Source organism: Streptomyces sp. NPDC046831 (assembly GCF_040645305.1).
Taxonomy (GTDB): domain Bacteria; phylum Actinomycetota; class Actinomycetes; order Streptomycetales; family Streptomycetaceae; genus Streptomyces.
In genome coordinates this window covers 1-26,309 of record NZ_JBEYXZ010000018.1, presented here as the reverse complement: position 1 = coordinate 26,309, position 26,309 = coordinate 1, and the positions used below count along the sequence as shown (strand labels likewise).

20 protein-coding genes and 1 rRNA gene are annotated in these 26,309 nt (G+C 74.3%); 5 read left to right on the top strand and 16 right to left on the bottom strand.

The features are described 5' to 3' along the window. Nucleotides 1-232 precede the first annotated feature (232 nt). From ald to ABZ920_RS17320, 4 genes are all read right to left on the bottom strand, one after another. Nucleotides 233-1,357 carry an alanine dehydrogenase gene (ald, locus tag ABZ920_RS17335; protein WP_361504941.1) on the bottom strand — a complete coding sequence of 375 codons (1,125 nt, stop codon included), beginning with the start codon at nt 1,355-1,357 and terminating at the stop codon, nt 233-235. 135 nt (nt 1,358-1,492) lie between these two features. Next, nucleotides 1,493-3,553 carry a tetratricopeptide repeat protein gene (locus tag ABZ920_RS17330; protein WP_361504938.1) on the bottom strand — a complete coding sequence of 687 codons (2,061 nt, stop codon included), beginning with the start codon at nt 3,551-3,553 and terminating at the stop codon, nt 1,493-1,495. 265 nt (nt 3,554-3,818) lie between these two features. Next, on the bottom strand, nt 3,819-4,445 hold the full coding sequence (locus tag ABZ920_RS17325) for an NUDIX hydrolase (protein WP_361504936.1): 627 nt from the start codon (nt 4,443-4,445) through the stop codon (nt 3,819-3,821). A gap of 97 nt (nt 4,446-4,542) precedes the next feature. Beyond that, nucleotides 4,543-6,222: a CTP synthase gene (locus tag ABZ920_RS17320; protein WP_361504933.1), complete on the bottom strand. Its 1,680-nt coding sequence runs from the start codon at nt 6,220-6,222 to the stop codon at nt 4,543-4,545. A 563-nt stretch (nt 6,223-6,785) separates the two neighbouring features. On the opposite strand from ABZ920_RS17320, the gene ABZ920_RS17315 reads away from it, so the two are divergent. Further along, on the top strand, nt 6,786-8,588 hold the full coding sequence (locus ABZ920_RS17315) for a glycoside hydrolase family 15 protein (RefSeq protein WP_361505203.1): 1,803 nt from the start codon (nt 6,786-6,788) through the stop codon (nt 8,586-8,588). Nucleotides 8,589-8,893: 305 nt separating this feature from the next. Further along, nucleotides 8,894-10,558, top strand: a complete 1,665-nt coding sequence (locus ABZ920_RS17310; protein ID WP_361504930.1) for a PucR family transcriptional regulator — start codon at nt 8,894-8,896, stop codon at nt 10,556-10,558. Between the two features lie 442 nt (nt 10,559-11,000). Here the strand turns inward: ABZ920_RS17310 and ABZ920_RS17305 are convergent, their stop codons facing one another. From ABZ920_RS17305 to ABZ920_RS17280, 6 genes are all read right to left on the bottom strand, one after another. After that, nucleotides 11,001-12,134, bottom strand: a complete 1,134-nt coding sequence (locus ABZ920_RS17305; protein WP_361504927.1) for a glycosyltransferase family 4 protein — start codon at nt 12,132-12,134, stop codon at nt 11,001-11,003. Nucleotides 12,135-12,364: 230 nt separating this feature from the next. Then, on the bottom strand, nt 12,365-13,114 hold the full coding sequence (locus tag ABZ920_RS17300) for a hypothetical protein (RefSeq protein WP_361504924.1): 750 nt from the start codon (nt 13,112-13,114) through the stop codon (nt 12,365-12,367). 34 nt (nt 13,115-13,148) lie between these two features. After that, entirely contained in the window at nt 13,149-14,891 is a 1,743-nt protein-coding gene (gene recN / locus ABZ920_RS17295) for a DNA repair protein RecN (protein ID WP_361504921.1), read from the bottom strand. Nucleotides 14,892-15,103: 212 nt separating this feature from the next. After that, nucleotides 15,104-16,009, bottom strand: coding sequence for an NAD kinase (locus ABZ920_RS17290; protein ID WP_361504918.1), 906 nt, complete (start codon nt 16,007-16,009; stop codon nt 15,104-15,106). Next, a complete protein-coding gene (locus ABZ920_RS17285; protein ID WP_361504916.1) occupies nt 16,006-16,821 on the bottom strand; it encodes a TlyA family RNA methyltransferase in 816 nt (271 codons plus the stop codon). Before ABZ920_RS17285 ends, ABZ920_RS17290 begins: the two co-directional genes overlap by 4 nt. Nucleotides 16,822-16,828: 7 nt before the next feature. After that, complete coding sequence (locus ABZ920_RS17280) at nt 16,829-17,143, bottom strand: hypothetical protein (RefSeq protein WP_361504913.1); 315 nt, start codon at nt 17,141-17,143, stop codon at nt 16,829-16,831. Nucleotides 17,144-17,185: 42 nt separating this feature from the next. On the opposite strand from ABZ920_RS17280, the gene ABZ920_RS17275 reads away from it, so the two are divergent. Beyond that, nucleotides 17,186-17,533, top strand: coding sequence for a sterol-binding protein (locus tag ABZ920_RS17275; RefSeq protein ID WP_361504910.1), 348 nt, complete (start codon nt 17,186-17,188; stop codon nt 17,531-17,533). A gap of 255 nt (nt 17,534-17,788) precedes the next feature. Here ABZ920_RS17275 and ABZ920_RS17270 read toward each other — a convergent pair whose 3' ends face one another. The 4 genes from ABZ920_RS17270 to ABZ920_RS17255 form a co-directional block, all read right to left on the bottom strand. After that, nucleotides 17,789-18,682 (bottom strand): ABC transporter ATP-binding protein, encoded by an 894-nt coding sequence (locus tag ABZ920_RS17270; protein WP_361504907.1) that lies wholly within the window; start codon nt 18,680-18,682, stop codon nt 17,789-17,791. Continuing rightward, entirely contained in the window at nt 18,679-19,752 is a 1,074-nt protein-coding gene (locus tag ABZ920_RS17265) for an iron chelate uptake ABC transporter family permease subunit (RefSeq protein ID WP_361504904.1), read from the bottom strand. The genes ABZ920_RS17270 and ABZ920_RS17265 overlap by 4 nt, the downstream gene beginning before the upstream one ends. Further along, entirely contained in the window at nt 19,749-20,792 is a 1,044-nt protein-coding gene (locus tag ABZ920_RS17260; RefSeq protein ID WP_361504901.1) for an iron chelate uptake ABC transporter family permease subunit, read from the bottom strand. The genes ABZ920_RS17265 and ABZ920_RS17260 overlap by 4 nt, the downstream gene beginning before the upstream one ends. A gap of 835 nt (nt 20,793-21,627) precedes the next feature. After that, the gene (locus ABZ920_RS17255; protein WP_361504898.1) at nt 21,628-22,656 is read right to left on the bottom strand and encodes an HAD hydrolase-like protein; all 1,029 of its coding nucleotides are present in this window, start codon (nt 22,654-22,656) and stop codon (nt 21,628-21,630) included. 73 nt (nt 22,657-22,729) lie between these two features. Here ABZ920_RS17255 and ABZ920_RS17250 point away from each other — a divergent pair, with 73 nt between their 5' ends. Beyond that, entirely contained in the window at nt 22,730-24,025 is a 1,296-nt protein-coding gene (locus tag ABZ920_RS17250) for a DUF1015 domain-containing protein (protein ID WP_361504895.1), read from the top strand. 99 nt (nt 24,026-24,124) lie between these two features. Here the strand turns inward: ABZ920_RS17250 and ABZ920_RS17245 are convergent, their stop codons facing one another. Further along, complete coding sequence (locus ABZ920_RS17245; protein ID WP_361505201.1) at nt 24,125-24,853, bottom strand: hypothetical protein; 729 nt, start codon at nt 24,851-24,853, stop codon at nt 24,125-24,127. Between the two features lie 222 nt (nt 24,854-25,075). On the opposite strand from ABZ920_RS17245, the gene ABZ920_RS17240 reads away from it, so the two are divergent. Continuing rightward, complete coding sequence (locus ABZ920_RS17240; RefSeq protein WP_361505216.1) at nt 25,076-26,017, top strand: hypothetical protein; 942 nt, start codon at nt 25,076-25,078, stop codon at nt 26,015-26,017. Between the two features lie 119 nt (nt 26,018-26,136). Here ABZ920_RS17240 and rrf read toward each other — a convergent pair. After that, nucleotides 26,137-26,253 (bottom strand): 5S ribosomal RNA (gene rrf / locus ABZ920_RS17235). Between the last annotated feature and the right edge of the window lie 56 nt (nt 26,254-26,309).

Sequence of the window (26,309 nt, the reverse complement as noted above, 5' to 3'; positions counted from 1 at the left end):
AAACAACCCTCTGTCAAGGGCGTACGACCGTCGCACGGCAGGTTCCACCGTGGCGTGAATCGGTCGAAGGGTTACGTTCGAGGCGAGTTGACCGAGTGCGGCGAAGTGACCATACACACATCCGGCCGGACCTTGTCGGGCAAGGTCCGGCCGGATGTGTGAGGTTGACCAGATGTGTTGACGAATCGCCTTTTGCCGCCGGGGCACTTGGCGGCAGGGACGGGCGGGCCGCTCAGCCGAGCAGGGAGTCCAGCTCCACGTGCTCCAGGCCGTGCGCCTCGGCGACCTCCTTGTAGACGACCTTGCCGTCATGGGTGTTGAGCCCCCTGGCCAGCGCGGGGTCGCGGCGCAGCGCGTCCACCCAGCCGCGGTTGGCGAGCTCGACGATGTACGGCAGCGTGGCGTTGGTGAGCGCGTAGGTCGAGGTGTTGGGCACCGCGCCGGGCATGTTGGCGACGCAGTAGAACACCGACTGGTGGACCCTGAAGGTCGGCTCGGCGTGCGTGGTCGGGTGGGAGTCCTCGAAGCAGCCGCCCTGGTCGATCGCGATGTCGACAAGGACACTTCCGGACTTCATCCGGGAGACCAGCTCGTTGGTGACCAGCTTCGGGGCCTTGGCGCCCGGGATGAGGACGGCGCCGACGACGAGGTCGGCGTCGAGGCAGGCCTTCTCCAGCTCGAAGGCGTTGGAGACGACGGTCTGGATCCTCGTACCGAAGATCTTGTCGGCCTCCCTCAGCTTGTTGATGTCCTTGTCGAGCAGGGTCACGTGGAAGCCCAGGCCGATGGCGATCTGCGCGGCGTTCCAGCCGGAGACGCCGCCGCCGATGATGACGGCCTTGCCGGCCGGCACGCCCGGGACACCGCCGGGCAGCACACCGCGGCCGCCGTTCGCGGCCAGCAGGTGGTAGGCGCCGACGTGCGGGGCCAGGCGGCCGGCGACCTCGGACATCGGGGCCAGCAGCGGCAGCGCGCGGTTCGGCAGCTCGACGGTCTCGTAGGCGATCGCCGTGGTGCCGGACTCCAGCAGGGCGTCCGTGCACTCCCTGGAGGCGGCCAGGTGCAGGTAGGTGAAGAGGATCTGGTCCTTGCGGAGGCGGTGGTACTCCTCGGCGACGGGCTCCTTGACCTTCAGCAGCAGGTCGGCGGAGGCCCAGACCTCGTCGGCGGTCTCCAGGATCCGGGCGCCGGCCGCCACGTACTCCTCGTCCGGGATGGAGGAGCCGATACCGGCGTTCCGCTCGACGACGACCTGGTGGCCGTTGCGCACCAGCTCGTGCACGCCGGCGGGGGTGATGGCCACCCGGAACTCGTTGTTCTTGACCTCGCGGGGGATGCCGACCTTCACGTCGATCACGGTCCTTGACTCAGGGAATGTGGGGCAATGCAAGACGTAACCCGGCATACGGGGGCACACCAGGAGACACCGCGGGAGAACGAGCGGCAAAGCCAGTCTAATGAAGGTGTTCTCGCTGTCTAGCCTTCCATTGCATCAATCTTCGTCGGATGCACTGCGGATTTCGCAGGCGTTGGAGTCCTGTTCCGGCGCTGTGACCTCCGTGTCGCCGTCGGTACGGCCGTCGATCCCCCGGATCTCCTCTCCCAGCATGCGCCCGGCCGCCCCCCGGTGCAGGCTCGCGGCCGTCGGGTCGCCCAGGCGCTCCAGGGTGTCGGCGAGCCGCAGTTGGAGCGCCGCCTGCAGCCGGACGTCCTCGGCCCGGCGCGCCCACTCCACCGCCTCCTGGCAGGTGCGCAGCGACTCCGCGGGCCGTCCCGCGTACTCCTGGACCCGGGCCAGTTCGCTCAACGCCCGCGCCTGGCCCGCGACATCGCCGTTCTTGCGGTGCGCGGCGACGGCCGCGCGCCAGTTGCGCAGGGCCTCCCCGTAACGGCCCGCGTAGGTGGCCGCGGTGGCGATACGGCCGTACAGCCGGGCGGCGTCGACGCGTTCGCCGCGGGCGAGGCGGTGGGCCAGGGCCCGGCCGAACCAGTCCGCCGCCCGGTCGTAGTCCCCGAGCTCCAGGTGGGCGCCGCCTACGGATTCCATCGCGCGGCCGGCCGCGTACGGGTCGTTCGCCTCCCGCCCGGCGTCCAGCGCCGCCCGGTAGCGGGCCAGCGCCGTGGCCGTCCGGCCGGTCCGGGCGTCGAGGTCGGCGAGGTTCAGCAGGGCGGCGGCCTTCTCCCTCGGCAGGTCGCGACGCTCGGCGACGTCGAGGACGAGGCCGTGGATGTCGTAGAGGTCGCCGGCGGCGGCCTGGGTGCCGAAGTGGGCGGCCATCGCCCTCACGAGCTGTGACATCAGGCGCCGGGCCAGGGTGTCCAGCTCCCCGTCGGCGACCGCGAGCCGCGCGGCGGCGAGCAGCGCGGGACGGCGCGCGCCGAGCCAGACCTCCGCGGCGCGCGGGCTGGGAAAGCGCAGGGCGGCGGGGAGTCCGTTCAGCCGCTCCCGGGAATCGGGACTGTCGGTCTCGGTGATCGCGCGGCAGGACTGCAGCAGCCGCACCGTGCGCTCCAGCATGCGGGCGCGGGCCAGCTGGAGTTCGGCGGGGCGGTCGTGGGCGCGAGCCAGGGATCGCAGCAGCGGGTGCAGGCAGCCCGGCACCTCGTAGCGCGGCAGCGGCGAGGTCAGGGGCCGCAGCAGGCCGGAGGCGGCGAAGTCGTCGAGGAGGGCGCGGGCCGCGTCCACCGAGCAGCCGGCGAGCGCGGAGGCGGTGTGCGGGTCCACGTCGCCGGCCGGGGCGAGGGCGAGCAGGCGGAGCGTGCGCGCGGCGGCGCCGGGCAGAGCGGAGTGCACGAGCCGCAGGATCCGGGCGAGCGGGGTGCCGTCGCCGGGGTCGGCGTGCAGGTGCCTGGCGAGGTCCGCGACGGCCGCCTGGGGGCGGGCGGCGAGCCAGCCGGCGGCCAGGACCAGCGCGGCGGGCTGCCCCTGGAGGGTCTCGACGAGGGCCTCGGCGGCACGCGGATCGACGGTGACACGGACGGGGTCGATGTGCCGGCACAGCAGCGCCACCGCGGACTTGGTGTCCAGCCCGCCCAGGGTGCAGGGGCGGACGTCCGCGATGCCGGTGAGCGGGCCCTCGGCGACGGCGACGACCAGGCAGTCCGCGTTCTCCGGCAGCAGCGCGTCGACCTGTTCGGCGTCGGCCGCGTCGTCGAGCACGAGCAGCGTCCGCCGGCCGGCGAGGGCGGCGCGGAAGGCCTCGGCCAGCTCGTCCTCGGCGGCGCCGGGCGGGGTCGGCAGCTCCAGCGCGGTGAGCAGGTCGCGGGCCGCGCGCACGACGGGCACGGGGGTGCCGTCGGGGTCGGTGAGGCGGGCCCGCAGCACGCCGTCCGGATACCGCCCGGCCACCTGCCGCACCAGCTCCTCCGCGAGCGCGGTACGGCCGGAGCCGGGCCTGCCGGCGATCAGGAGCACACGCGCGCGGGGAGCCTTGCGGCCGGCCAGGGTGTCGAGGCCGGCCCGCTCGATGTCGGCGCGCAGCTCCTTCAACTCGCGTGTACGGCCCAGGAACCGGCTCGGTGCCGTGGCGGGCTTCGGGTCCTTCCGGGACACTTCCGCGCCACCTGCGCCCACCGCCTGATCCGTCACGGGCCACGCTCCCGTCCCACCGCACGCGCCAGCCCGCCGGAACTCCGGTCCGGGCGTGGTGAAAAGCCTAGTTCACGCTCTGCGACCTTCCGTGTGGAGCACGGCGGACACGTCCCCTGATCGGATCAGGCGATCGTCGGACCGGTCCGCACGGCGGTGGTCACCAGGTCCGGGGCCGCGGAGCGGTCACCACCGCGCAGGGGGACGGCGGTGGGAGGAGCGGAGCCCGTCAGGACTCGAAGGGGCGCGCGGGCCAGGGCGCCTCGGCCGGGCGCAGGGCGTCCAGGCCGTCACCCCGCTGGGCCGCGACCAGGGAGAGGACGCCCACGACGAGGCAGTTGTTGTGCAGTTGGCCCGCGAGCACGCCGCGCACCAGTTCGTCGACCGGAACGCGGGCGAGCTCCAGGTCCGTCTCCTCGTGCTCGGCCTGGAAGCGCTCGCCCTCGGCCACGGACAGACCGCGGGCGAGGAAGATCCGCACGGCCTCGTCGCAGCCGCCGGGGGTGGTGTACACGTCGGTCAGCACCCGCCAGTCCTCGGCCTTGACGTGCGCCTCCTCGTACAGCTCGCGCTGGGCGGCGTGCAGCGGGTTCTCGCCGGGCACGTCGAGCAGACCGGCCGGGATCTCCCACAGCTTCTGCCGCACGGGGTGCCGGTACTGGCGGATGACCAGCACCCGGCCGGCGTCGTCGAGGGCGAGGACGGCCACGGAGCCGGGGTGGACCTGGTAGTCGCGGCGGACCACGCTGCCGTCGGGCATCACCACGTCGTCGGTGCGGACCGACGTCTTGTTCCCGGTGAACGGGGTCTCGGTCGCCCGGATCTCCCACTCCTCGGCGGCGTCCTTGATCGTCATGCCCTGCCCTTCCACACGTACGGTGCATCGGTTGCCTGCGTCACCGGGGTGCCCACCTGGTGAGGGTGTGCACCCCGGCAACCGTACAGCCGGTGTGTCACTCGGAGACGCGGCCCGCCTCGGCCTGCCGCTGCACGGCCGCCTTCACCAGGCCGGCGAACAGCGGGTGCGGACGGGTCGGGCGCGAGCGCAGCTCGGGGTGCGCCTGCGTGGCGACCAGGTACGGGTGGACGTCGCGCGGGTACTCGACATACTCGACGAGCTTGCCGTCCGGCGAGGTGCCGGAGAAGACGATGCCCGCCTTCTTCTCCAGCTCCGCGCGGTAGGCGTTGTTCACCTCGTAGCGGTGGCGGTGGCGCTCCTCGATGTACTCCTTGCCGTCGTACACCTCGCGCACGATCGACCCCTCGGCCAGCTTGGCCGGGTACATGCCCAGGCGCATCGTCCCGCCCATGTCGCCCTCGCCGGCGACGATGTCGAGCTGCTCGGCCATCGTGGAGATGACCGGGTGCGCGGTGGCCGGGTCGAACTCGGTGGAGTTGGCGTCCGGGATGTCGGCGAGGTTGCGCGCGGCCTCGATCACGATGCACTGCAGGCCCAGGCAGAGGCCGAGCAGCGGGATCCGGTTCTCGCGGGCGTAGCGGATGGCGCCGACCTTGCCGAGGACGCCGCGGTCGCCGAACCCGCCGGGGATGCAGATGGCGTCGACGTCGGCGAGCTGCGCCTCGGCGCCGGCCGGGGTCTTGCAGTCGTCGGACGTCACCCACTTGATCTTCACGCGCGCCCGGTTGGCGAACCCGCCCGCGCGCAGCGCCTCGATGACCGACAGGTAGGCGTCGGGCAGGTCGATGTACTTGCCGACCAGGGCGAGGGTGACCTCGTGGTCGGGGTTGTGGACGCGGTCGAGCAGGTCGTCCCAGGTGGTCCAGTCGACGTCGCGGAACGGCAGGTCGAGCTTGCGCACGACGTAGGCGTCCAGGCCCTCGGAGTGCACGACCTTCGGGATGTCGTAGATCGAGCGCGCGTCGGGGCAGGCGACGACGGCGGCCTCGTCGACGTCGCACATCAGGGAGATCTTGCGCTTGATCGCGGTCGGCACCTCTCGGTCGCAGCGCAGCACGATCGCGTCCGGCTGGATGCCGATGTTGCGCAGGGCGGCGACCGAGTGCTGGGTCGGCTTGGTCTTCAGCTCGCCGGACGGGCCGATGTACGGCAGCAGCGAGATGTGCACCACGAAGACGTTGTCGCGGCCGACCTCGTGGCGGACCTGGCGGACGGTCTCCAGGAACGGCAGGGACTCGATGTCGCCGACGGTGCCGCCGACCTCGGTGATGACGACGTCCACCTCGTCGGTGGCCATGCGGCGGATGCGGTGCTTGATCTCGTTGGTGATGTGCGGGATGACCTGCACGGTGTCGCCCAGGTACTCGCCGCGGCGCTCCTTGGCGATCACCGTGGAGTACACCTGGCCGGTGGTGACGTTGGCCGAGCCGTCGAGGTCCCGGTCGAGGAAGCGCTCGTAGTGGCCGATGTCCAGGTCGGTCTCGGCGCCGTCGTTGGTGACGAACACCTCACCGTGCTGGAACGGGTTCATCGTCCCGGGGTCGACGTTCAGGTACGGGTCGAGCTTCTGCATCACCACGCGCAGGCCGCGGGCCTTGAGCAGCATGCCGAGGCTCGACGCGGTCAGTCCCTTGCCGAGCGAGGAGGCGACACCCCCGGTGACGAAGATGTGCTTGGTCGTCGTGGCTGTGCTGCGGAAAGCAGCGGGCGGCATGGCCAAGAGGGGGCTCCCGTGGTCGCGGTCTGGAGTGCGGTGCGGCTGTCCGGGTATCCGGGTTGTCTCCCGGGTCACGTCCCGGAGGAGCCGTCGCTGCGGTTCGGGGGTTTGAAGCCCACCGGTCCACGGGCTACCAGCGTATCAGCGCCAAAGCCGGATGGCTTCCGGCCAGGCGTCGGCAGCGGGCGGGGACGGGTTCCGGCCACGCTCCGCGCACGCGCCGCCACGGAGGCACCGCCGTTCCCGCGCGTCTCACCCATGGCCCACCCGTTCGGCTCACGCGCGTTGCCCGGAGCGGCACGCACATCATCTACGTGCGTCGTATCCTGCTCGGACACTCGCTGCCGAGCCCGGCCGGCAACACGGCACCACCCCGCCCGTAAGACCCGGAACAACGTGAGCTCGTCAGATCGTTGAGCAACAGTTGTCGTTTTGCCGTTCTGCATGACAAGCCGAGCGGCTGATTGCCTCACCGCTCAACGACGCACTACAACGACCCCCTGACCGCACTAGCGACCGCCCCTTCGCGGGGTGACGTGGCCGTTCGACTGGAGATGCACGTGGCCGGGCGCATCGAGGACTACGCACTCATCGGAGACATGCAGACCGCAGCACTGGTCTGCCGGGACGGGACAGTCGACTGGCTGTGCCTGCCCCGCTTCGACTCGCATGCCATCTTCGCCGGTCTGCTCGGCACCGAGGAGCACGGCTTCTGGCGCCTCGGCCCGGCTCACGCGGCCGACGCGGAGCCGCCCGTCGCGGCCCGCCGCAGCTACCGCGGCGACTCGCTGATCCTCGAATCGGAGTGGGACACGCCGCGCGGCACGGTCCGCGTGACCGATTTCATGCCGCCGCGCGACGGAGCCCCGCAGCTGATCCGGATCGTCGAGGGCGTCTCGGGCCGGGTGCCGATGCGCTCGGCGCTGCGGATGCGGTTCTCCTACGGCCGCATCGTGCCCTGGGTGCACAAGCACGAGGGGCGCACGGTGGCGGTCGCCGGGCCCGACTCCGTGTGGTTCGACACACCGGCGGAGGCGTACGGCGAGTCGCTGACCACGTACGCGGACTTCACGGTCGCCCCGGGTGACCGGATCGCCTTCACGATCTCGTGGCAGCCCTCGCACAAGGAGCCGCCGCCGCTGCCGGAGCCGGAGCAGTCGCTGGCGGCGACGGAGGCGTTCTGGCGTGAGTGGGTGGGGCACTGTACGTACCACGGCCCGTACCGCGAGGCCGTCGTCCGCTCCCTGATCACGCTCAAGGCGCTGACGTACGCCCCCACCGGCGGCATCGTCGCCGCCCCCACCACCTCCCTGCCCGAGGACATCGGCGGCGTCCGCAACTGGGACTACCGCTACACCTGGCTGCGCGACGCGGCGATCACCCTGTCGTCGCTGCTGCGCACCGGCTACCGCGAGGAGGCCCGCGCCTGGCGCGAGTGGCTGCTGCGGGCCGTCGCCGGCGACCCGGAGAACCTGCAGATCATGTACGGCATCGCCGGTGAGCGCGAGCTCGGCGAGGCGGAGCTGGAGTGGCTGCCCGGCTACGAGAACTCCGCGCCGGTCCGGGTCGGCAACGGCGCCGCGCACCAGCTCCAGCTGGACGTCTACGGCGAGGTCACCGAGGCCCTGCACCTGGCCCACATGACGGGTCTGGCCCGCAACGACTACGCCTCGCTGCTCCAGATCAAGCTCATCCGCTACCTGGAGCAGCACTGGCAGGAGCCGGACGAGGGCATCTGGGAGGTGCGCGGCCCGCGCCGTCACTTCGTGCACTCCAAGGTCATGGCGTGGGTCGCCGTCGACCGGACGATCAAGCTGCTGGAGTCCGGGGACGCCGACGGCCCGCTGGAGCGCTGGAAGGAACTGCGCGACGAGATCCACCGGGACGTGTGCGAGAGAGGCTACGACCCGGAGCGCAACACGTTCACGCAGTCCTACGGCTCGCAGGAGCTGGACGCGTCCCTGCTGATCATTCCGCAGGTGGGCTTCCTGCCGCCGGACGACAAACGGGTCATCGGCACCATCGAGGCGATCCAGCGCGAGCTGTCCACGCCGGACGGCTTCATCCTGCGCTACCCCACGGAAGGCGACCACGCGGGCGTCGACGGCCTCCCCGGCGACGAGGGCGCCTTCCTCGCCTGTTCGTTCTGGATGGCCGACGACCTGGCGATGATCGGCCGCGTCGACGAGGCCCGGAAGCTGTTCGAGAAGCTGCTGTCCCTGCGCAACGACCTCGGCCTGCTGGCCGAGGAGTGGGACCCGCGCCTGCAGCGCCAGGTGGGCAACTTCCCGCAGGCCTTCAGCCACGTCCCCCTGATCGACACCGCCCTGCGGCTGACCGCGAGCGGCGCCTACGGGGGCTGATCGCGGGAGCACCGGGTCGCGGGCCACGTCCGGTGCCCGGGCACCGGACGTGCGGACGGGCACCGGGCCGATGCCCGTCCGCACGTCCTGAGGACGGATCGGCGGGGGCACCGCCCGAGGCCGCTGGGGCGGCGGCCCGCAGGACAGGACAGGCCCGGCGTGCGGCCCGCAGGGCGGCGGCCGGCAGGACGAGTCCGGCAGGGCGGCCGCCCATGGGCCGGGCCGGACGGGTCTGCGGGACGGACCGGGCGCGGGTGTGCCGCCCGAGCTGTCTCGCGGACGTCCGCCCAGGTAGCGTCCGCTGCATGGACAGCGCATTCGACACCGAGGGCGCGGGGATCACGGTGCGGCGCGCTCTGGAGCTGCCCGGCCTGCGCAGCGGCCTGCCCGAGGTCCTCGCCTGCGGCGACCGGCTGGACCGCACCGTCCGCTGGGTCCACGCCGGCGAGGTCCCCAACATCGCCTCCCTGCTCAAGGGGGGCGAGCTGCTGCTGACCACCGGTTACGGCCTCGGCACCCGCCCCGCCGAGCAGCGCGCCTTCGTCCGCACCCTCGCCGACCGCGGCATCGCCGCGCTCGTGGTCGAGCTCGGCCCCCGGTTCGCGCGTCTGCCCGCCGCCCTGGTCGAGACGGCGCGCACGGCCGGCCTCCCGCTGGTGCAGCTGCACCGCGAGGTGCCGTTCGTGACCGTCACCGAGGAGATCCACACCGAGATCGTCAACGGGCACTACGCGCTCCAGCAGCGGGCCGAGGAGGTCTACCGCCGCTGCACCGGCGCCCTGCTGGCCGGCGGCGGAGTGCCGCAGGTCCTCGGCGTCCTGGCCGGCTTCGCCGGCAACCCCGTGTTCCTGGAGACCCCCGGCGGCCGGCTGCTGTACGCGGCCGGTGCCGGACCCGAGGGTGCGGACCCGCTGCAGGTCTGGGAGGGGCTGCGCGGCCAGCACCGGGACGCCGACGCCCCGCCGCCGTCCGGTTCCGTCCTCGTGGACGTGCCCGGCGGTGGGCCGGGGGCCGGTGCGGTCCGCGCCCGGCTCGTGCTGCTGCCGGTCCGGGCGCCGCTGGCGCCGGTGCACCGCATGGCGGTCGAGCGGGCGGCGGGCATCCTGGCCGTGGTGCTGATGCAGGCCCGCCAGGAGGAGGAGCTGGCGGCACGCGGCCGCGGCGACTTCCTCTCCGACCTCGCCGAAGGCCGTATCGCCGCCGACGACGCCCCGGCGCAGGCGCGCGTCCTCGGCTTCAAGCCGGGCGACGGACCGCTGCTGCCCGTGGTCATGCGGCTCGGCGACGCGCCGGCCGCCGACGGCACGGCGCGCGCCGGCGCGGTCGGCGGCGGCTGGGCGGTCCTGGCGCGCGCGGTCGCCGAGGAGCTGGCCTCGGTCGGCGTGCCGGTGCTGCTGGGCGTGCGGCCGGTGGAGGGCCGGGTGCCGCTGCTGCTCGGCCTGCGCGCGGAGTCGGAGCGGCCGGTGGTCGCGGACCGGGTCGCGGCGGCCCTGCGGGCCGGTGCGGAGCGGGCGGGCATGCGGCGGCCGGGCGCGCAGCCGCCGGTCGTGGTGGTGGGGGTGGCCGGCGGCTGGGCGGCGGCCTCGGCCGGCCTGCGGCACGCGGCCGAGACGGCGACGGCCGCGCAGGGCCTGCCGGACCGGCCGTGGTACGACGCCCGCCGTCTCGACATCGACCTGCTGCTGTGGCGGCTGCGGGACCACCCGGACCTGGCCGACTTCGTGGACCGCGCGATCGGCCCGCTGCGCGATCACGACCACCGGGCCAAGCCGCCGCTGCTGCCCACCCTGGAGACGTACCTGGCGCACGCGGGCCGCAAGGCGGAGACGGCCCGTGAGCTGCACCTGAACCGGCAGACGCTCTACAACCGCCTCGCGCGCATCGGGGAGCTGCTGGGCACCGACCTCGACGACCCGCAGACGGTGCTGGCGCTGAGCCTGGCGCTGCGGGCGCGCCGGCACGTCACCTGAGCCCCGTCCCGCCGCGGCCGGGGCCGTCGGCGCGCGTTGCACCGGGACAGGAACGGCGGTCTCCCGCTGAACGGGTGGCAGGGCGCGGGCCGGTCGGGAGGCCGCCGGGCCGCGCTCGACGCGGAGATCGACCGGTGCGGCGGCGTACCTGCCCGGCACGGAGCGGCAAGGCTCTTCAACTCCCTGTGCTCGGGCGTGCGGTGGGCCGACAGCATCCTGCGGGTCGGGAGCTGGTTCTGTTCAGGATCGCGGTGCCCGTGCCCTTGGTGGTCGTCGTGCCGTCGCTTGTCGCACCCCGGCCGGGACCGTCTTCTTTCAGCCCGAGCCCGCCGGCATCGCGGACGGCGGCGCCGTCACTCGGTCCCGGGCGGCCTTGACGGGTGGGGCCCAACCGCGCCGTGTCCGGTGAGGAACGCGCCCGGCCCCGGGCACCCGCCGGACCTCAGGCCAGGAGCCGCGGCTGGGTCAGCTCGTCGTACACGCTGAGGACCTGGGCGACGGTTTCCTCCTCCGTCGGCCAGGTGGCCGCCTGCCGGGCGCCGTGCTGCCGGAGCTGCTCGCACCGCTCGGGGTCGCCGAGCAGGCGCACGACGGCGGCGGCGAGCGCCCCGGCGTCCTGACGGGGCACCAGTTCCGCGGCGTCTCCGACGAGTTCGCGGACTCCGCCGGTCAGCGCCGCGACGAGCGGCACGCGCGCGTGCAGGGCCTCCTGCGCGAGGACCGAGCGGGCCTCCTCGCTGCCCGGCAGCAGGGCGAGGTCGGCGGCGGCGAGGAGTTCCCCCACGTCGTCGCGCCGGCCGAGCAGCCGGACGGGCAGTTCCTCGTCCTCGATGCGGCGTTGCAGCAGGGGCCGCAGCGGTCCCTCACCGGCGATCACGAGCAGGGGGACGGGGTCGAGGCCGCGCCAGGCGCGGGCCGCGTCCAGCAGGACCTCGTGGCCGCGGGTGGGGTCGAGGGAGCCCACGGCGATCAGCAGCGGCCGTCCCGTGGCGCCGAGTTCTGCCCGCACCTTGGCCCGCGGACGATCGGGGTCCTCGCTCGCGGCAGCGGACGGCAAAGGAAGTGCGACCGCGCCGAGCCGTGCGTCGCGCGCGCCCCTGCGGCGGGCCCGGTCCACCAGCGGCGAGGTGGTGCCGAACACGACCGTGGCCGCCCTGACGACGCGCCGCTCCAGCAGGCGCAGGAGATGCGCCCGGGGCCCCTCGGCGTACGCGCGGTTGTGCCAGGTGACGACGAGCGGGGTGCTCCGCCCGCTGAGGGCGAGCGCCGCCCGGAACGAGGCGTGCAGCCCGTGCGCGTGCACGAGGTCGGCGTCCGCGCAGGCGGTCCGCAGCGCGGCCACGGACACCGGGTCGGTACTGCGCGGCACGGGCACATGCCGCGCACCGGCGCCGGTGAAGTCGTAGGCGTGGTCGGCCTCCTCGGGGGCGCACACGGTGACCCGCACGCCCCGGGCGACGAGCCCCGCGGTCAGCGACCGCACGTGCGCGCTGCTGCCGGCGTTGCCACCGCCCAGCACCTGCACGGTGCGCAGCGGTGACTGGCCGTGCGATGCGCGGCTGCTCACGTGGCTCACGTGGCCGGGGCTCCTGGTTCGGCGTCGGGCGGTCACGACGAAACGTACAGAAGGAAGCCGGCTCAGGGGCGTGCCGCTCGATGCCTCCACGCGCTGGTTCCGGCGTCAAGGATGCCAGCACGTACGGGTGTTCCGGGAACGGCGGGGGTGTGAGGGGCACGCGGAAACAGGGCGACGAGCCCGATTGGGTCACCCACACGGGTGAAAAGAACGGGCGGGGCGCTCTTCTCTCACCGGGCTCGGGCCGGCTCGCTCACCTTGTCCCCGTACACGGCTGCGGCCACCACCGCCGCCGCGTGCGCCACCAGACCGAGGCGCCCGTTGCACACGACGGCGGCCGCGCCGAGTGTCGCGCCCAGGGCGTGCGCCCCCGTGTCGCCGATCATCACGCGCTCCCCCAGGTCCTCGGGGAGGACCGCCGCGGCCGCGCCCACAGCGGCGGCGGCCAGTTCCGCGCCGGGTCCCCGCCGCAGCAGCCCGGGCGCCGCCAGGGCGAGCACCGTGGCGGCGGCCCGTCCGGGCCGCACGTCGACGAGGTTGACCGCGTGCGCCGCCCCGGCGATCACGACACCCGCGAGCACCTTGTCCAGCGGCCGCTCCCGCAGCAGGGCGCCGGCGGCCAGGCCCGCCGCGCCGATGCCGAACAGCTTGACCGCCCCGCTGGTGACCTCGCCGTCCCGCAGGGCCGCCAGGTGCGCCCGGAACCCGCGCCGGGGGTCACCGGCGCCGGCCACGTCGTCGTAGGCACCGCAGGCACCGGCGGCCAGCACGGCGAGGCCGGCGGCCGGCCGCACCCGGCCCGCCGCGACCGCGGCCGCCACGGCCACCGCGGGACCGGCGTGGAGCCCGACGGACCGCCCGGCGTGGTTGCGCCGCTCCCAACGGCCCCGGCCACCGGGCGCCGTGGCACGCAGCACGGCCGTTCCGGCACGGGTCAGGACGGCGGAGCAGGCGGCGGAGGCGGCGACACCAGTGATCATGCCGTCACCCTACGGACCGTACGGACCCCGTTCGCTACCGGTCCGCGCGGGCGCTCGCCAGCAGCTCCTCGGCGTGCGCGCGGGCCGTCTCGGAGTCCTCCTGGCCCGCCAGCATGCGCGACAGCTCCCGGATGCGGTCCTCGCCCTCGAGCACCTTCACCCCGGACCGGGTCACCGACCCGTCGTCGGTCTTCTCCACGAGCAGCTGCCGGTCGGCGAAGGCCGCCACCTGCGGCAGGTGCGTGACCACCACGACCTGGGCGGTCTTCGCCAGCTTGGCCAGGCGGCGCCCGATCTCCACCGCCGCCTTGCCGCCGACACCGGCGTCCACCTCGTCGAACAGGTACGTCGGCACCGGGTCCGTGCCCGCGAACACGACCTCCACCGCCAGCATCACCCGCGACAGCTCACCGCCCGAGGCGCCCTTGGCGATCGGCCGCGGCGGCGCCCCCGGGTGCGGGGCGAGCAGCAGCTCCACCTCGTCGGCGCCGGAGGGCCCGTAGGCGACGGTGCGCCCGCCGACCTCGACGCCCTCGGGGTCCTCCGTCTGCCGGATGTCGAACGACACCCGGGCGTGCGGCATGGCGAGCGAGGCCAGCTCGGCGGTCACGGCGGCCGCGAACCGCTCGGCGGCCTCCGTCCGCGCGTCCGTCAGCGCCTGTGCCAGCGCGCCCAGCTCGAAGCGCAGCGCGTCCCGCTCGGCGGTCAGCTCCTCGATCCGCTCGTCGTCGCTGTCGAGTTCCGTCAGCCGTGCGGCGCTCCGCTCGGCCCACGTGAGCACGGCGGAGACGTCCTCGCCGTACTTGCGCGTCAGCGCGGTCAGCGCGGCCCGGCGCTCCTCCACGGCCGCCAGCCGCAGCGGATCGGCGTCCAGGTCGTCGGCGTAGCCCGCAAGCTCCCCGGCGACGTCGCCCAGCAGGATGCCGATCTCCCCGATCCGGTCGGTCAGCGCGGCGAGCGCCGGGTCGTGCGACCGCACGGCCTCCAGCGCCCGCTGAGCGCCCGCGACGAGGGTCGCCGCGTCGATGCCCTCGGGATCCTCCGGATTGCCCGCGAGGGCGGCGTGCGCGGCCGTCGCGGCGGAGGACAGGGCCTCCGCGTGCCCGAGCCGCTCCGCCTCCTCGGCCAGTTCCACGTCCTCGCCGGCCCGCGGTTCGACCGCCGCGATCTCGTCGAGGCCGAAGCGCAGCAGGTCGGCCTCCTGGGCGCGCTCACGCGCCCGTGTGGTGATCTCGTCCAGCTGCGCGGAGACCGCGCGCAGGCGCCGGTAGGCCTCGGAGTACTTCGCCAGCGGCACGGCCACCGCGTCCCCGGCGTACCGGTCCAGCGCCTGCCGCTGCCGGGACAGCTTCAGCAGGCCCTGCTGGTCGGTCTGCCCGTGCACCGCGACCAGCTCGTCGGCGAGCTCCGACAGCAGCCCCACGGGCACGCTGCGCCCGCCCAGGTGCGCCCGCGAGCGCCCCTCGGCCGAAACGGTACGGCTGATCAGCAGCGCCCCGTCGTCCAGCTCCGCCCCGGCCTCCTCGGCCCGCACGACGGCGGCGGTGTCCGCGGGCACGGTGATCCGTCCCTCCACGACCGCGTTCCTGGCCCCGATCCGGACGAGCGCCGCGTCCGCGCGCCCGCCCAGCAGCAGTCCCAGGCTGGTGACCACCATGGTCTTGCCCGCACCCGTCTCACCCGTGACGGCGGTGAAGCCGGGTGACAACTCGACGACCGCGTCGTCGATCACACCGAGCGACCGTATCCGCATCTCCTCCAACACGTCCCCGACCATACGAGGTTTTGCCCGTGCTGTGCGACGCGCCCCACCCGAGGGGGGAAGCCGCACGTCCGTGCGCATGGACAGACCGCCGGCCGTCCCCGCCCTCGCGGGGACGGCCGGGCCCCGCGCGGGGACGGCCGGACCGCCCGCGTCCCGGAAAATTCCCGGGCACGTCCCGGAGGCGCCGCTTCCGCTCCCGTGGTGGTCGATACGGACGTCGGACGCTAGTGCGGCGCCCCCCGCCACCCCGACACCGGCAGCGCGAACTTCGCCACCAGCCGGTCCGTGAAGGAGGCGTGGTGCAGCCGGGCCAGCCGCACCGGCACCGCGCCCCGCCGCACCTCGACCCGCGCCCCCGGCGGCAGCTCGACGGTCCGCCGTCCGTCGCACCACAGGACACCCGGCGGAACGTGCGGCAGGACCTCCACCGCCAGCACGGAGTCCGGCGACGTCACCAGCGGCTTGGCGAAGAGGGCGTGCGCCGAGATGGGCACCATGAGCAGCGCCTCCACCTCCGGCCACACCACGGGCCCGCCCGCCGAGAACGCGTAGGCGGTCGACCCGGTCGGGGTCGCGCACACGATCCCGTCGCAGCCGAAGCCGGTCACCGGCCGCCCGTCGATCTCCAGCACCACCTCGAGCATCCGCTCGGCGGACACCTTCTGCACGGCCGCCTCGTTCAGGGCCCAGTCCGTGTGCACGATGTCGCCGTTGCGGTGCACGACCACGTCGACGGTCATGCGCTCCTCGACCTCGTACGCCCGCGACACCACACGGTCGACAACCTTGTCGAGGTCGTCCCGCTCGGCCTCGGCGAGGAACCCGACGCGCCCGAGGTTGACGCCGAGCATCGGCACCCCGGAGGCCCGCGCGAACTCGGCGCCGCGCAGCAGCGTGCCGTCGCCGCCGAGCACGATCAGCAGTTCGCAGCCGTCCAGGCACTGCGGAGTGGCCTCCTTGACCAGCTCCACCTCGTCCGGCAGCGGCAGGTCGCGCGCCTCGGCCTCCAGGACGCGCACGCCGATGCCCCAGCGCAGGAGCCCCTTGACCACGAGCTCGGCACTGCGAATGGCTGCCGGCCGCCCGGTGTGGGCCAGCAGGAAAACGGTACGAGCTTGGGTCTGTGTCAACGCGGCCCCTCCGCCACTGCACGGTCGATGTCGGCCGGGTCCGGTTCGGGAGCGCCGGCCCGCAGCCAGAGAAAGTATTCGACATTGCCCGAGGGTCCCGGCAGCGGACTGGCGGTGACGCCGTTCACACCGAGCCCCAGATCCCACGCCTTCGCGGCCACCGCCCGCACCGCCTCGGCGCGCAGCTCGGGACTGCGGACCACGCCGCCGCTGCCCAGCCGCTCCTTGCCCACCTCGAACTGCGGCTTGACCATCATCACCAGGTCGGCGTCCGGCTTCGTGCACCGCACCAGGGCGGGCAGCACCAGGCCGAGCGGGATGAAGGACAGATCCCCCACGACAAGATCCACAGCCCCCCCATCGATCGCCTCGATCGTCAACTCGCGTACGTTCGTACGGTCCTTGACGGTGACGCGTTCATCGTTTCGCAGGGACCAGGCGAGTTGTCCGTATCCGACGTCGACGGCGACGACGTGCGCGGCCCCGGCCCGCAGCAGGACGTCGGTGAAGCCGCCGGTGGACGCGCCCGCGTCCAGCGCCCGCCGACCCTCGACGACGAGCCCCCGCGGAACGAAGGCCGCGAGGGCGCCGGCGAGTTTGTGGCCGCCCCGGGAGACGTAGTCGGGGTCGCTGTCGTCGGCGGCGACGACGATGGCGGCGGCGGTCTCCACCTGCGTGGCCGGCTTGGTCGCGACGGTCTTGCCCACGGTGACCCGCCCGGCGGCGATCAGCTGGCCGGCGTGCTCGCGCGAGCGCGCGAGCTTCCGGCGGACCAGCTCCGCGTCGAGACGGCGGCGTGCGACTCCTGCCACGTTCGGTTCAGCTCCTGTTGTCGAGAGGTCGTGGGGGCACCGGAGGTCCCGGGCGGGCGTCGAGCGCGGTCAGCGCGTCACGCAGTCCCCTGTGTACATCCTCGTACACCTCGACGTGACCGTCCGTGGCGAGGTGGTCGGCGTCCCCGAGCCGCTCCAGGGCCGCGTCGACGTCCGCGTCGCCGGTGGGGGTGCGGGGCACGTTCAGGGGCGCGGGGGCGGAGGGGTCGTGGTCCGGGTCGTGCCGCGGTGCGGCCGGAGCACCCGGTTCCGGGGTCGTCGCCTCCTCCGCGACCGCGCCCTCGGGCACAGAGTCGTTCATGCCCCGACGCTACCTCGAAGCCGCGGGGTACCGTCGGTCGCGATGGCCACGATCGAGGAGTGCCGCGCCGCACTGGAGAAGCTGTCGGACAGCATGCGGGGCGCCGAGGGGGACGTCCGGGCGGCGGCCTCCCTCGACCGCTCCGTGACCTGCTGGATCACCGACCTCGACATCACCTTCGCCGGGCGGCTCGCCGGCGGGCGGATCGAGGTGCACGACACCCTGAAGGGGCCGCCGCGGGCCAGGGCCCAGATCCGGCTGGCCATGACCGGCGACGACCTGGTCGCGCTGGTCGGGGGCCGGCTGCACTTCGCCAAGGCGTGGGGGGCCGGCCGGGTCAGGCTGGAGGCCGGCCTGACGGACCTGTTCCGCCTGCGGAAACTGCTCTGAGGGCTGTCCCGTGACCCCGGCGGGCGCACGACGACAGCCACGGCACCTCGCCGCGTTGTCGGATCGCCCGAATAGGCCCAGTACGAGGGCGCCCCTCCGCCTTGCGACGCACCGCATCCGACGCCGAGCGCTGGTCCACCGCGGATCACGGGACAGCCCTTGGGGCCCGCCCGGCCCCGACCGGCGACGGCCCGGCCGCGCCGGTCAGGAGCCCTGGGAAGCCGCTGCGGGCCCGCTGCCCGGGCCCGCCAGCCGTCAGCCGGCGGTGGCGGCCCCCTTCGCGGACACCCGGGCGCGTGCCCTGCGCGCCGCGGGCACCACCAGCGGCGTCCCCGTCTCGGGGTCGTCGATGACCTGGCAGCGCAGTCCGAACACCTCCTCCACCAGCTCCGCCGTGACGATGTCCCGCGGCGCGCCCTCGGCGACGACCCGGCCGGCGCGCAGGGCGACGAGGTGGGTGGCGTACCGGGCGGCGTGGTTGAGGTCGTGCAGGACGGCCACCAGCGTGCGCCCGTGCTCCTCGTGCAGTTCGGCGCACAGGTCGAGGACGTCGATCTGGTGCTGGATGTCGAGGTAGGTGGTCGGCTCGTCCAGCAGCAGCAGCGGCGTCTGCTGGGCGAGCGCCATCGCGATCCACACCCGCTGCCGCTGCCCCCCGGACAGCTCGTCGACGTAGCGGTCGGCGAGCTCGGCGACGCCGGTCCGCTCCATCGACTCCCGGACGACCCGCTCGTCCTCGGCCGACCACTGCCGCAGGAGGCCCTGGTGCGGGTAGCGGCCGCGGCCCACCAGGTCGCCGACCGTGATGCCGTCGGGTGCGACCGACGACTGCGGCAGCAGGCCCAGCGTCCGGGCGACCTTCTTCGCGGGCATCGACTGGATGACCTGCCCGTCCAGCAGCACCCGGCCCTCGCTCGGCCTGAGCATCCGCGACAGCGCCCGCAGCAGGGTGGACTTGCCGCACGCGTTCGGACCGACGATCACGGTGAAGGAGTTGTCGGGGATGTCCACCGACAGCTGCTCGGCGATGACGCGCCGGTCGTAGGCGAGGGTGACGCGGTCGGCGGACAGACGGTTCACGGTGCTCCTTCGGTTGTTCGGCCCGCCGCGGACGCCCGCGGTGGCGCTCGGCGGGTGCAGGTCGCTCATACCCGGCCGGCCCGGCGCTCGGCGACCAGGAGCCACAGCAGGTACACCCCGCCCAGTACGCCGGTGACCACGCCCACGGGCAGCTGGTCGGCACCGAACACCCGCTGGGAGGCCCAGTCCGCGGTGACCAGCAGGGCGGCGCCCATGCACAGGGACGGCACCAGGTTCGGCCCGGGCGAGGAGGTCAGGCGCCGGGCCAGCTGCGGTGCGGTCAGGGCGACGAAGGCGACGGGCCCGGCGGCGGCGGTGGCGGCCGCGGTGAGCAGCACGGCGGCCGCCGTCAGCAGCAGCCTCACCCGCTCCACGCGGACCCCGAGGGCGCCGGCGACGTCGTCGCCCATCTCCGTCATCCGCAGGTCGCGGGCGCGGACGAGGACGAGGGGCACGATCACGGCGCACACGGCGAGCAGCGGCCGGACCTGGTCCCAGTCACGGCCGTTGAGGGAACCGGTCATCCACACGACCGCGCGCGCCGCGTCCACGAAGTCGGCCTGGGTGATGAGGTAGCCGTTGACCGCGGTGACCACCGCGCACACGCCGATGCCGACGAGCACCAGCCGGTAGCCGTGCACGCCCCGCTTCCAGGCGAGCAGGTAGATGGCGAGCCCGGTGACCAGACCACCCGCGAGCGCGCCCGCGGTGACCGCCGCGGCGCTGCCGGAGAACAGCACGATCACGGTGAGCGCTCCCGCCGTCGCCCCCTGCGTGAGGCCGAGGACGTCCGGACTGCCCAGCGGGTTGCGGGAGACGCACTGGAACAGCGCGCCCGCGAGCCCGAGGCAGGCACCGACGAGAAGCCCGGCGAGGACGCGCGGCAGACGCAGTTCGCGGACGATGAACTCCTGGCCCCGGTCACCCCGGCCGAGGAGCGTCCGCAGCACGTCGGAGGCCGGGATCGGGAAGTCGCCGGTGCCGATCAGCGCGACGCCCGCGACGAGCGCGGCCAGCACCAGCAGCAGGACGACGGCCGAGGCCCGCGCGTCCAGGCGGACCGAGAGGCCGCCCGGGGCGCGCAGCGCGCGCACGGCCCGCGGCGAACGGCCGGACGGCGTCGGAAGGGTGGTCTTCACAGCTGCGTCGTCCTCCGCCGCCGTACGAGCAGGATGAACACCGGGCCGCCGATGATCGCGGTGACGACACCGACCTGCACCTCGGCGGGCCGGGCGACGATCCGCCCGACCACGTCCGCGCCGAGCAGCAGCACCGGCGACAGGACCGTGGCGTACGGCAGGATCCACCGCAGGTCGGGACCGGTGAAGGAGCGGATGGCGTGCGGCACCATCAGCCCGACGAAGACGATCGGCCCGCAGGCCGCGGTCGCGGCCCCGCACAGCACCGTCGCGGCGAGCATCGCGAGCGCCCGGGTGCGGTTCAGGTCGGCGCCGAGGGCGCGGGCGGTGTCGTCGCCCATCGCGAGGGCGTTGAGCGGCCGGGCCAGCAGCAGCGCGAGGACCGTCCCCGCCGCGAGGAACGGCAGCACCTGCTCGATCGTCGTGCCGGTGGCCGAGGCCAGCGAGCCGACGGTCCAGAAGCGCATCGTGCCGAGCGCCGCGCCGTCCGTGATCATGACGGCCTGCAGATAGCCGTAGAGCGCGGCGCTGACGGCGGTGCCCGCGAGCGCGAGCCGGACGGGGGTGGCGCTGCGGCTGCCGCCGAGGAACCACACCAGCGCGCCCACCGCGGCCGCGCCGAGGAAGGCGAACCAGACGTAGCCGCTGAGGCTGGTGACCCCGAAGTACGTCAGGGCGGTGACGACCGCCGCCGAGGCGCCGGCGTTGATGCCGAGCAGGCCCGGCTCGGCGAGCGGATTGCGGGTCAGGGCCTGCAGGACCGCCCCGGACAGCCCGAGCGCCGCCCCGACGAGCAGGCCGAGGACAGTGCGGGACAGCCGCTCACCCACCACGATGTCGCCGTACGTCCCCGAGTCCTGGAACAGCCCGTGCCAGACCTGGGCCAGGGACAGCTCCTTCGCCCCGATCGCGATGCTCGCCAGAGCGACGAGCGCCAGGACGGCGAGGGAGACGAGGAGCCCGACGGCTCGTGTCGCCCGGCGGGTGGGCGGCGCCGCGGCGATCGCCGCGCGCTTCTCGGGAGGACTGTCGACCAGCACAGAGGTTAGGTTAGCCTACCCTCCGCGGCTGCACGGTGCATCGCCCGGCCTCGCCCCTCGCCCTGCCTCGGCGCGAGGCGCAGGCCGCTCCGCCAGGGAACCGCCGGGCCGACCGTCGTGCCATCTGACAACCGCCGCCCCGGCCGAGAGACCGGAAGGCCGCCGCTCGGCCGCCGCAGGCCGCTCCGCCAGGAAGCCGCCGGGCCGACCGTCCTGCCATCCGAAGACCGCCGCCCCGGCCGAGAGACCGGAAGGCCGCCTCGGGCCGCTCGGCCACCGCAGGCCGCTCCGCCAGGGAACCGCCGGGCCGACCGTCCTGCCATCCGAAGACCGCCGCCCCGGCCGAGAGACCGGAAGGCCGCCTCGGGCCGCTCGGCCACCGCAGGCCGCTCCGCCAGGGAACCGCCGGGCCACGCCGTCCTGCCATCCGAAGACCGCCGCCCCGGCCGAGAGACCGGAAGGCCGCCTCGGGCCGTCCGGCCACCGCAGGCCGCTCCGCCAGGAAGCCGCCGGGCCGACCGTCCTGCCATCCGAAGACCGCCGCCCCGGCCGAGAGACCGGAAGGCCGCCTCGGGCCGCTCGGCCACCGCAGGCCGCTCCGCCAGGAAGCCGCCGGGCCACGCCGTCCTGCCATCCGAAGACCGCCGCCCCGGCCGAGAGACCGGAAGGCCGCCTCGGGCCGTCCGGCCGCCGCAGGCCGCTCCGCCAGGAAGCCGCCGGGCCACGCCGTCCTGCCAGCTGGAGGCCCGCCGGCCCCGGCCGCTGTCTCCGGTCGGCCCGGCACCGGGGCGGAGGGCCGCCGCGGGCAGTCCCCGCACGACGGGCCGCCCCGGCGTCACAGAGCCAGCCGGGCCAGCGCCTTCTCGCCGTCCAGCTCACACACTCCGTCACCGGCGGCCGTCCACGCCGCCGCGCACAGGGCGCGCAGCCCGTCCAGCGCCTCGCCGTCACCGTCCAGCTCCAGCCGCTGCGGACCCGCCGTCGCCGTCCAGCCGCCGCACCGGAAGCCGCTCTCGTCGGCGCTGACCTCCGGCTGCCCGGTGAGCAGGCCCCGCAGGTCGGCGTCGACGTACGTCGGCCGGTGCCGTGGCGGCGCGGCGAGCAGCCGCGCCCCGTCGGTCACGCCGGTCAGGACGAGCAGGGAGTCGACGCCGCCGTTGAACGCTCCCTCGATGTCCGTGTCGAGCCGGTCCCCGACCACCAGCGGCCGCCGTGCCCCGGTGCGCAGGATCGTCTCGCGGTGCATGGGCGGCAGCGGCTTGCCCGCCACCTGCGGTTCCGCCCCCGTGGTGAGCCGGACGACCTCCACGGCGGCGCCGTTGCCCGGCGCGATCCCCCGGGCGCTCGGGATGGTGAGGTCGGTGTTGGAGGCGTACCACGGCACCCCGCGCGCGATGGCGTAGCACGCCTCCGCGAACCTCCCCCAGCCCATGTCCGGCCCGCCGTAGCCCTGCACGACCGCTGCCGGGTCGTCGTCGGCCGACTCGACCGGTTCCAGGCCGCGCTCGCGCAGCGCCACCCGCAGTCCCTCCCCGCCGACGACGAGGACGCGCGCCCCCTGGGGCAACTGGTCGGCGATCAGCCGGGCCACCGCCTGCGCCGAGGTGATGACGTCGGCCGCCTGCGCCGGTATCCCCAGCTCCGTGAGGTGGCCGGCCACGGCGTCCGGGGTGCGCAGCGCGTTGTTGGTGACGTACGCCAGACGCATGCCGGCCTCCCGGGCCGTGCCCAGGGACCCGACCGCGTGGGCGATCGCCTCCCCGCCCGCGTACACCACTCCGTCCAGGTCGAGCAGGGCCGTGTCGTATGCCTCGTGCAGGGCCCGCTCACTGCCCTCGGGCCTCGTCCTGACGCCCTGGCTCATGGTGCATCGCTCCTCGAATCGCCGACTTTCCCCCGATCATCCCCCATGGCCGCGTCCCACGTACGATGCCGGGATGAACACTGCAGGTCACTCGCCGGCAACGACGCGCCGAGGCCTCGAACTCACCCCGTTCCGGGGCCTGCGCTACGACCCCGACCGGGTCGGCAGCCTGGCTGCAGTGACGTCGCCGCCGTACGACGTCGTCGTACGCCCCGACGGCCTGCACCACCTGGAGTCCGCCGACCCCCACAACATCGTCCGCCTGATCCTGCCGCAGGACGGAACGCCCGGCGCCCGCAACGAGCAGGCCGCGGACACCCTGCGCCGCTGGCTGGCCGAGGGCGTCCTGACCGCCGACCCCGAGCCCGGGCTGTACGTCTACGAACAGTGCGACGGCGGCGGTCTGCTGCAGCGCGGCCTCATCGGCGCCCTGCGCGTGTCGGACCCGGCGGAGGGCGTGGTGCTGCCGCACGAGGACGTCATGCCCCACGTGGTCGCCGACCGCGCCGGCCTGATGCGCGCGACCCGCGCGAACCTCGAGCCGCTGCTCCTGACCTACCGCGGCGACGAGGACCCGGCGGCCGCCACGGCGGTGATCGTCGAGCGCACCGCCGAACGGCCCCCGCTGCTGTCGACGACCACCGAGGACGGTTTCAGCCACCGCCTGTGGTCGATCACCGACCCCGCCGACCTGGCCCGCGTCCAGGAGGACCTCGCCCGCCACCAGGCGCTGATCGCCGACGGCCACCACCGTTGGGCCACCTACCGGCAGCTCCGCGCCGAGCACTCCTCCCCCGGCCCCTGGGACCACGGGCTGGTCCTCCTCGTCGACACGGCCCGCTACCCGCTCCGCGTCCGCGCCATCCACCGTCTGCTGCACGGCCTGCCGGTCGCGGACGCGCTGGCCGCGCTCGGCGGGCAGTTCCGTGTGCGCCACCTCGACGTCCCGCTCGCGAAGGCCCTGCAGGCCCTCGCGGACGCGGCCGCCGCGGGCAACGCCCTCCTGCTCGCCGGGGACGGCTCCTTCCACCTCGTGGACCGGCCGGACCCCGACCTGCTGGCCCGCACGGTCCCCGCGGACCGCCCCGCCGCCTGGCGCACGCTGGACGCCACGGTCCTGCACGCGACGCTCCTGGACCACGTCTGGCGCGTCCCCGAGGACTCCCCGGCCCACATCGCCTACATCCACGACACCGAGGCGACGGTGCGCAAGGCGGAGCGCGACGGAGGCACGGCGGTCCTGCTGCACCCGGTCCGCGAGGAGGTCGTGCGGGACCTGGCCCGGCAGGGCGTCATGATGCCCCGCAAGTCGACGTCGTTCGGTCCGAAGCCGGCGTCGGGGCTCGTGCTGCGCGCTCTGGACGTCTGACCGGGGACGCCGAGCCGCCCGGACGCGGGAACGACCACCACGCGCAACGCAGGAGGGCAGGACCCCGTGGGGTCCTGCCCTCCTGCGCATGGCGCGACGTCAGTCCTCGTCGGTCTCCTCGGACGCCTCCGGGGACGGCTCCTCGGTGTCGTCCAGGGCGTCGACGAACTCCACCCCGTCGAGCTCGGCCAGCCGGTCCGAGGCGTCGGTGCTGCCGTCCCGGTCGGCCTCCACGGTCTTCGCGAACCAGTCCCGTGCCTCGGCCTCCCGGCCGGCGGCGAGCAGGGCGTCGGCGTAGGCGTACCGCAGCCGCGCGGTCCACGGCTGCACGGAGTTGGAGGCCAGCTCGGAGCTCTGCAGCGTCACGATGGCCGCGTCGAGCTGGCCCATGTCACGCCGGGCGCCGGCCGCGACGAGCCGCATCTCGACCTGGCCGGCCTTGTCGAGCTTGCGCACCTCGGGGGCCCCGGCCATGTCCAGGGTCTTCTCCGGCCGGCCGAGTCCGCGCTCGCAGTCGGCCATGACGGGCCACAGGTCCACGGTGCCGGTCATCCTGCGGGCCGCCCGGAACTCCGCGAGCGCCTCGCCGTACTTCTGGCAGGCGTACGCGGCGAACCCGGCCGCCTCGCGCACGGCGGCGACACGCGACGCCAGGCGCAGGGCGACCCTGGAGTAGCCGTAGGCTCCCTCGGGGTCCTCGTCGATGAGCCGGGCGACCATCACCAGATTCCTGGCGACGTCCTCCGCGAGCGTCTTCGGCAGGCTCTGCAGCTCCTGCCGGACGTCCTTGTCGATCTCCTCGCCGGTGACGTCCTGCGGGATGGGCAGCCGCTTGATCGGCTCCCGGTCCCGGTCCCTGTCCCGGTCCCGGTCGTCCCGGAACCGGCCACCGCCGCGCCGGTCGTCCCCGCCGCGGAAGCCACCGGGGCGGCCGCCCCGGTCGTCCCGGCGGGGACCGCGTCCCCCGCGATCGTCCCGGCCACGGAACCCACCGCGGTCACCGTCCCGGCGGTCGTCACGACGGTAGGACGGACGGTCGTCGTCACGACGGTGGGAGGAACGCTCGTCGTCACGACGGTAGGACGGACGGCTGTCCTCACGACGGTGGGACGGACGGTCGCTGTCGCGACGGTAGGAGGAACGCTCGTCGTCACGACGGTAGGACGGACGGTCGCTGTCGCGACGGTAGGAGGAACGCTCGTCGTCACGACGGTAGGACGGACGGTCGCTGTCGCGACGGTAGGAGGAACGCTCGTCCTCGCGGCGGTAGGACGGACGGTCGCTGTCGCGACGGTGGCCGCCCCGGTCGTGGCGGTCTCCGTCGCGCCGGTCGTCTCGCCGATCGTCGCGCCGGTAGGCCGGACGATCGCTGTCGCGGCGGTCGTCACGACGCCCGTAGCCACTGCGCTCGCCCCGGCTGTCGCTCCGGTTGTCGTCGCGGCGGTAGCCTCCGCGGCCGGGTCGCTCGGACCGGTCGTCGCGGTCGCGGCGGAAACCCCGGTCGCGGTCGTCCCGCCGGCCGGAGCCACCGCGGTCGTCGTCACGCCGGAAACCACGACGGTCGTCCCGCCCCTCCCCGCGGCCGTCGCGGTCGTCGCGCCGGACGAAGCCCCCGCGGTCGCCGTCACGGCGGTCGTCTCGACGGTCGTCGCGCCGGTACGCAGGACGTTCCCCTTCGCGGCGGACCCCACGGTCGCGGTCGTCGCGGCGCCCGTAGCCCCCACGGTCGCCCTCGCGTCGGTCGTCCCGGCGGTCGTCGCGGCGGAAACCGCCGCGGTCGCCGCGTTCCGAGCGCTCACCGCGCTCTTCGTGCCGGCGGTCGTCACGACGGCCGTAGCCACCGCGGTCGTAGGTACCGCGGTCCTGGCCACCGCGGTCGCTGTCGCGGCGCGGGCCACCCCGGTATCCGCCACGGTCACCGCGGTCACCACCGTCCCGGCGGCGCTGATCGCGCTCCGGACGCTCATCGGGAGAGTTGGTGGACATCGGTGACTCCTGTCTTGTGTACCGCACAGTCGTGTTCGCGCAACCGGGTACCCGGTGCGCCATGAAAAAACAAAAGGACCCCTGGTCCCAGCTGAACGCTGGCGACCAGGGGTCCTCCAAGAATTGTTCGGCGGCGTCCTACTCTCCCACAGGGTCCCCCCTGCAGTACCATCGGCGCTGTGAGGCTTAGCTTCCGGGTTCGGAATGTAACCGGGCGTTTCCCTCACGCTATGGCCACCGAAACACTATGAAACTGACAACCGCACCACACACCACTAGATGTGCGGGGTCGTTCGTG

Bases quoted from the DNA above. Each gene is read 5' to 3' on its own strand.
- ABZ920_RS17325 (WP_361504936.1), bottom strand. From the start codon at position 4,445: ATGACGATCAAGGACGCCGCCGAGGAGTGGGAGATCCGGGCGACCGAG.
- ABZ920_RS17320 (WP_361504933.1), bottom strand. From the start codon at position 6,222: ATGCCGCCCGCTGCTTTCCGCAGCACAGCCACGACGACCAAGCACATC.
- ABZ920_RS17310 (WP_361504930.1), top strand. From the start codon at position 8,894: ATGGACAGCGCATTCGACACCGAGGGCGCGGGGATCACGGTGCGGCGC.
- ABZ920_RS17300 (WP_361504924.1), bottom strand. From the start codon at position 13,114: ATGATCACTGGTGTCGCCGCCTCCGCCGCCTGCTCCGCCGTCCTGACC.
- recN (WP_361504921.1), bottom strand. From the start codon at position 14,891: ATGGTCGGGGACGTGTTGGAGGAGATGCGGATACGGTCGCTCGGTGTG.
- ABZ920_RS17280 (WP_361504913.1), bottom strand. From the start codon at position 17,143: ATGAACGACTCTGTGCCCGAGGGCGCGGTCGCGGAGGAGGCGACGACC.
- ABZ920_RS17275 (WP_361504910.1), top strand. From the start codon at position 17,186: ATGGCCACGATCGAGGAGTGCCGCGCCGCACTGGAGAAGCTGTCGGAC.
- ABZ920_RS17270 (WP_361504907.1), bottom strand. From the start codon at position 18,682: ATGAGCGACCTGCACCCGCCGAGCGCCACCGCGGGCGTCCGCGGCGGG.
- ABZ920_RS17255 (WP_361504898.1), bottom strand. From the start codon at position 22,656: ATGAGCCAGGGCGTCAGGACGAGGCCCGAGGGCAGTGAGCGGGCCCTG.
- ABZ920_RS17250 (WP_361504895.1), top strand. From the start codon at position 22,730: ATGAACACTGCAGGTCACTCGCCGGCAACGACGCGCCGAGGCCTCGAA.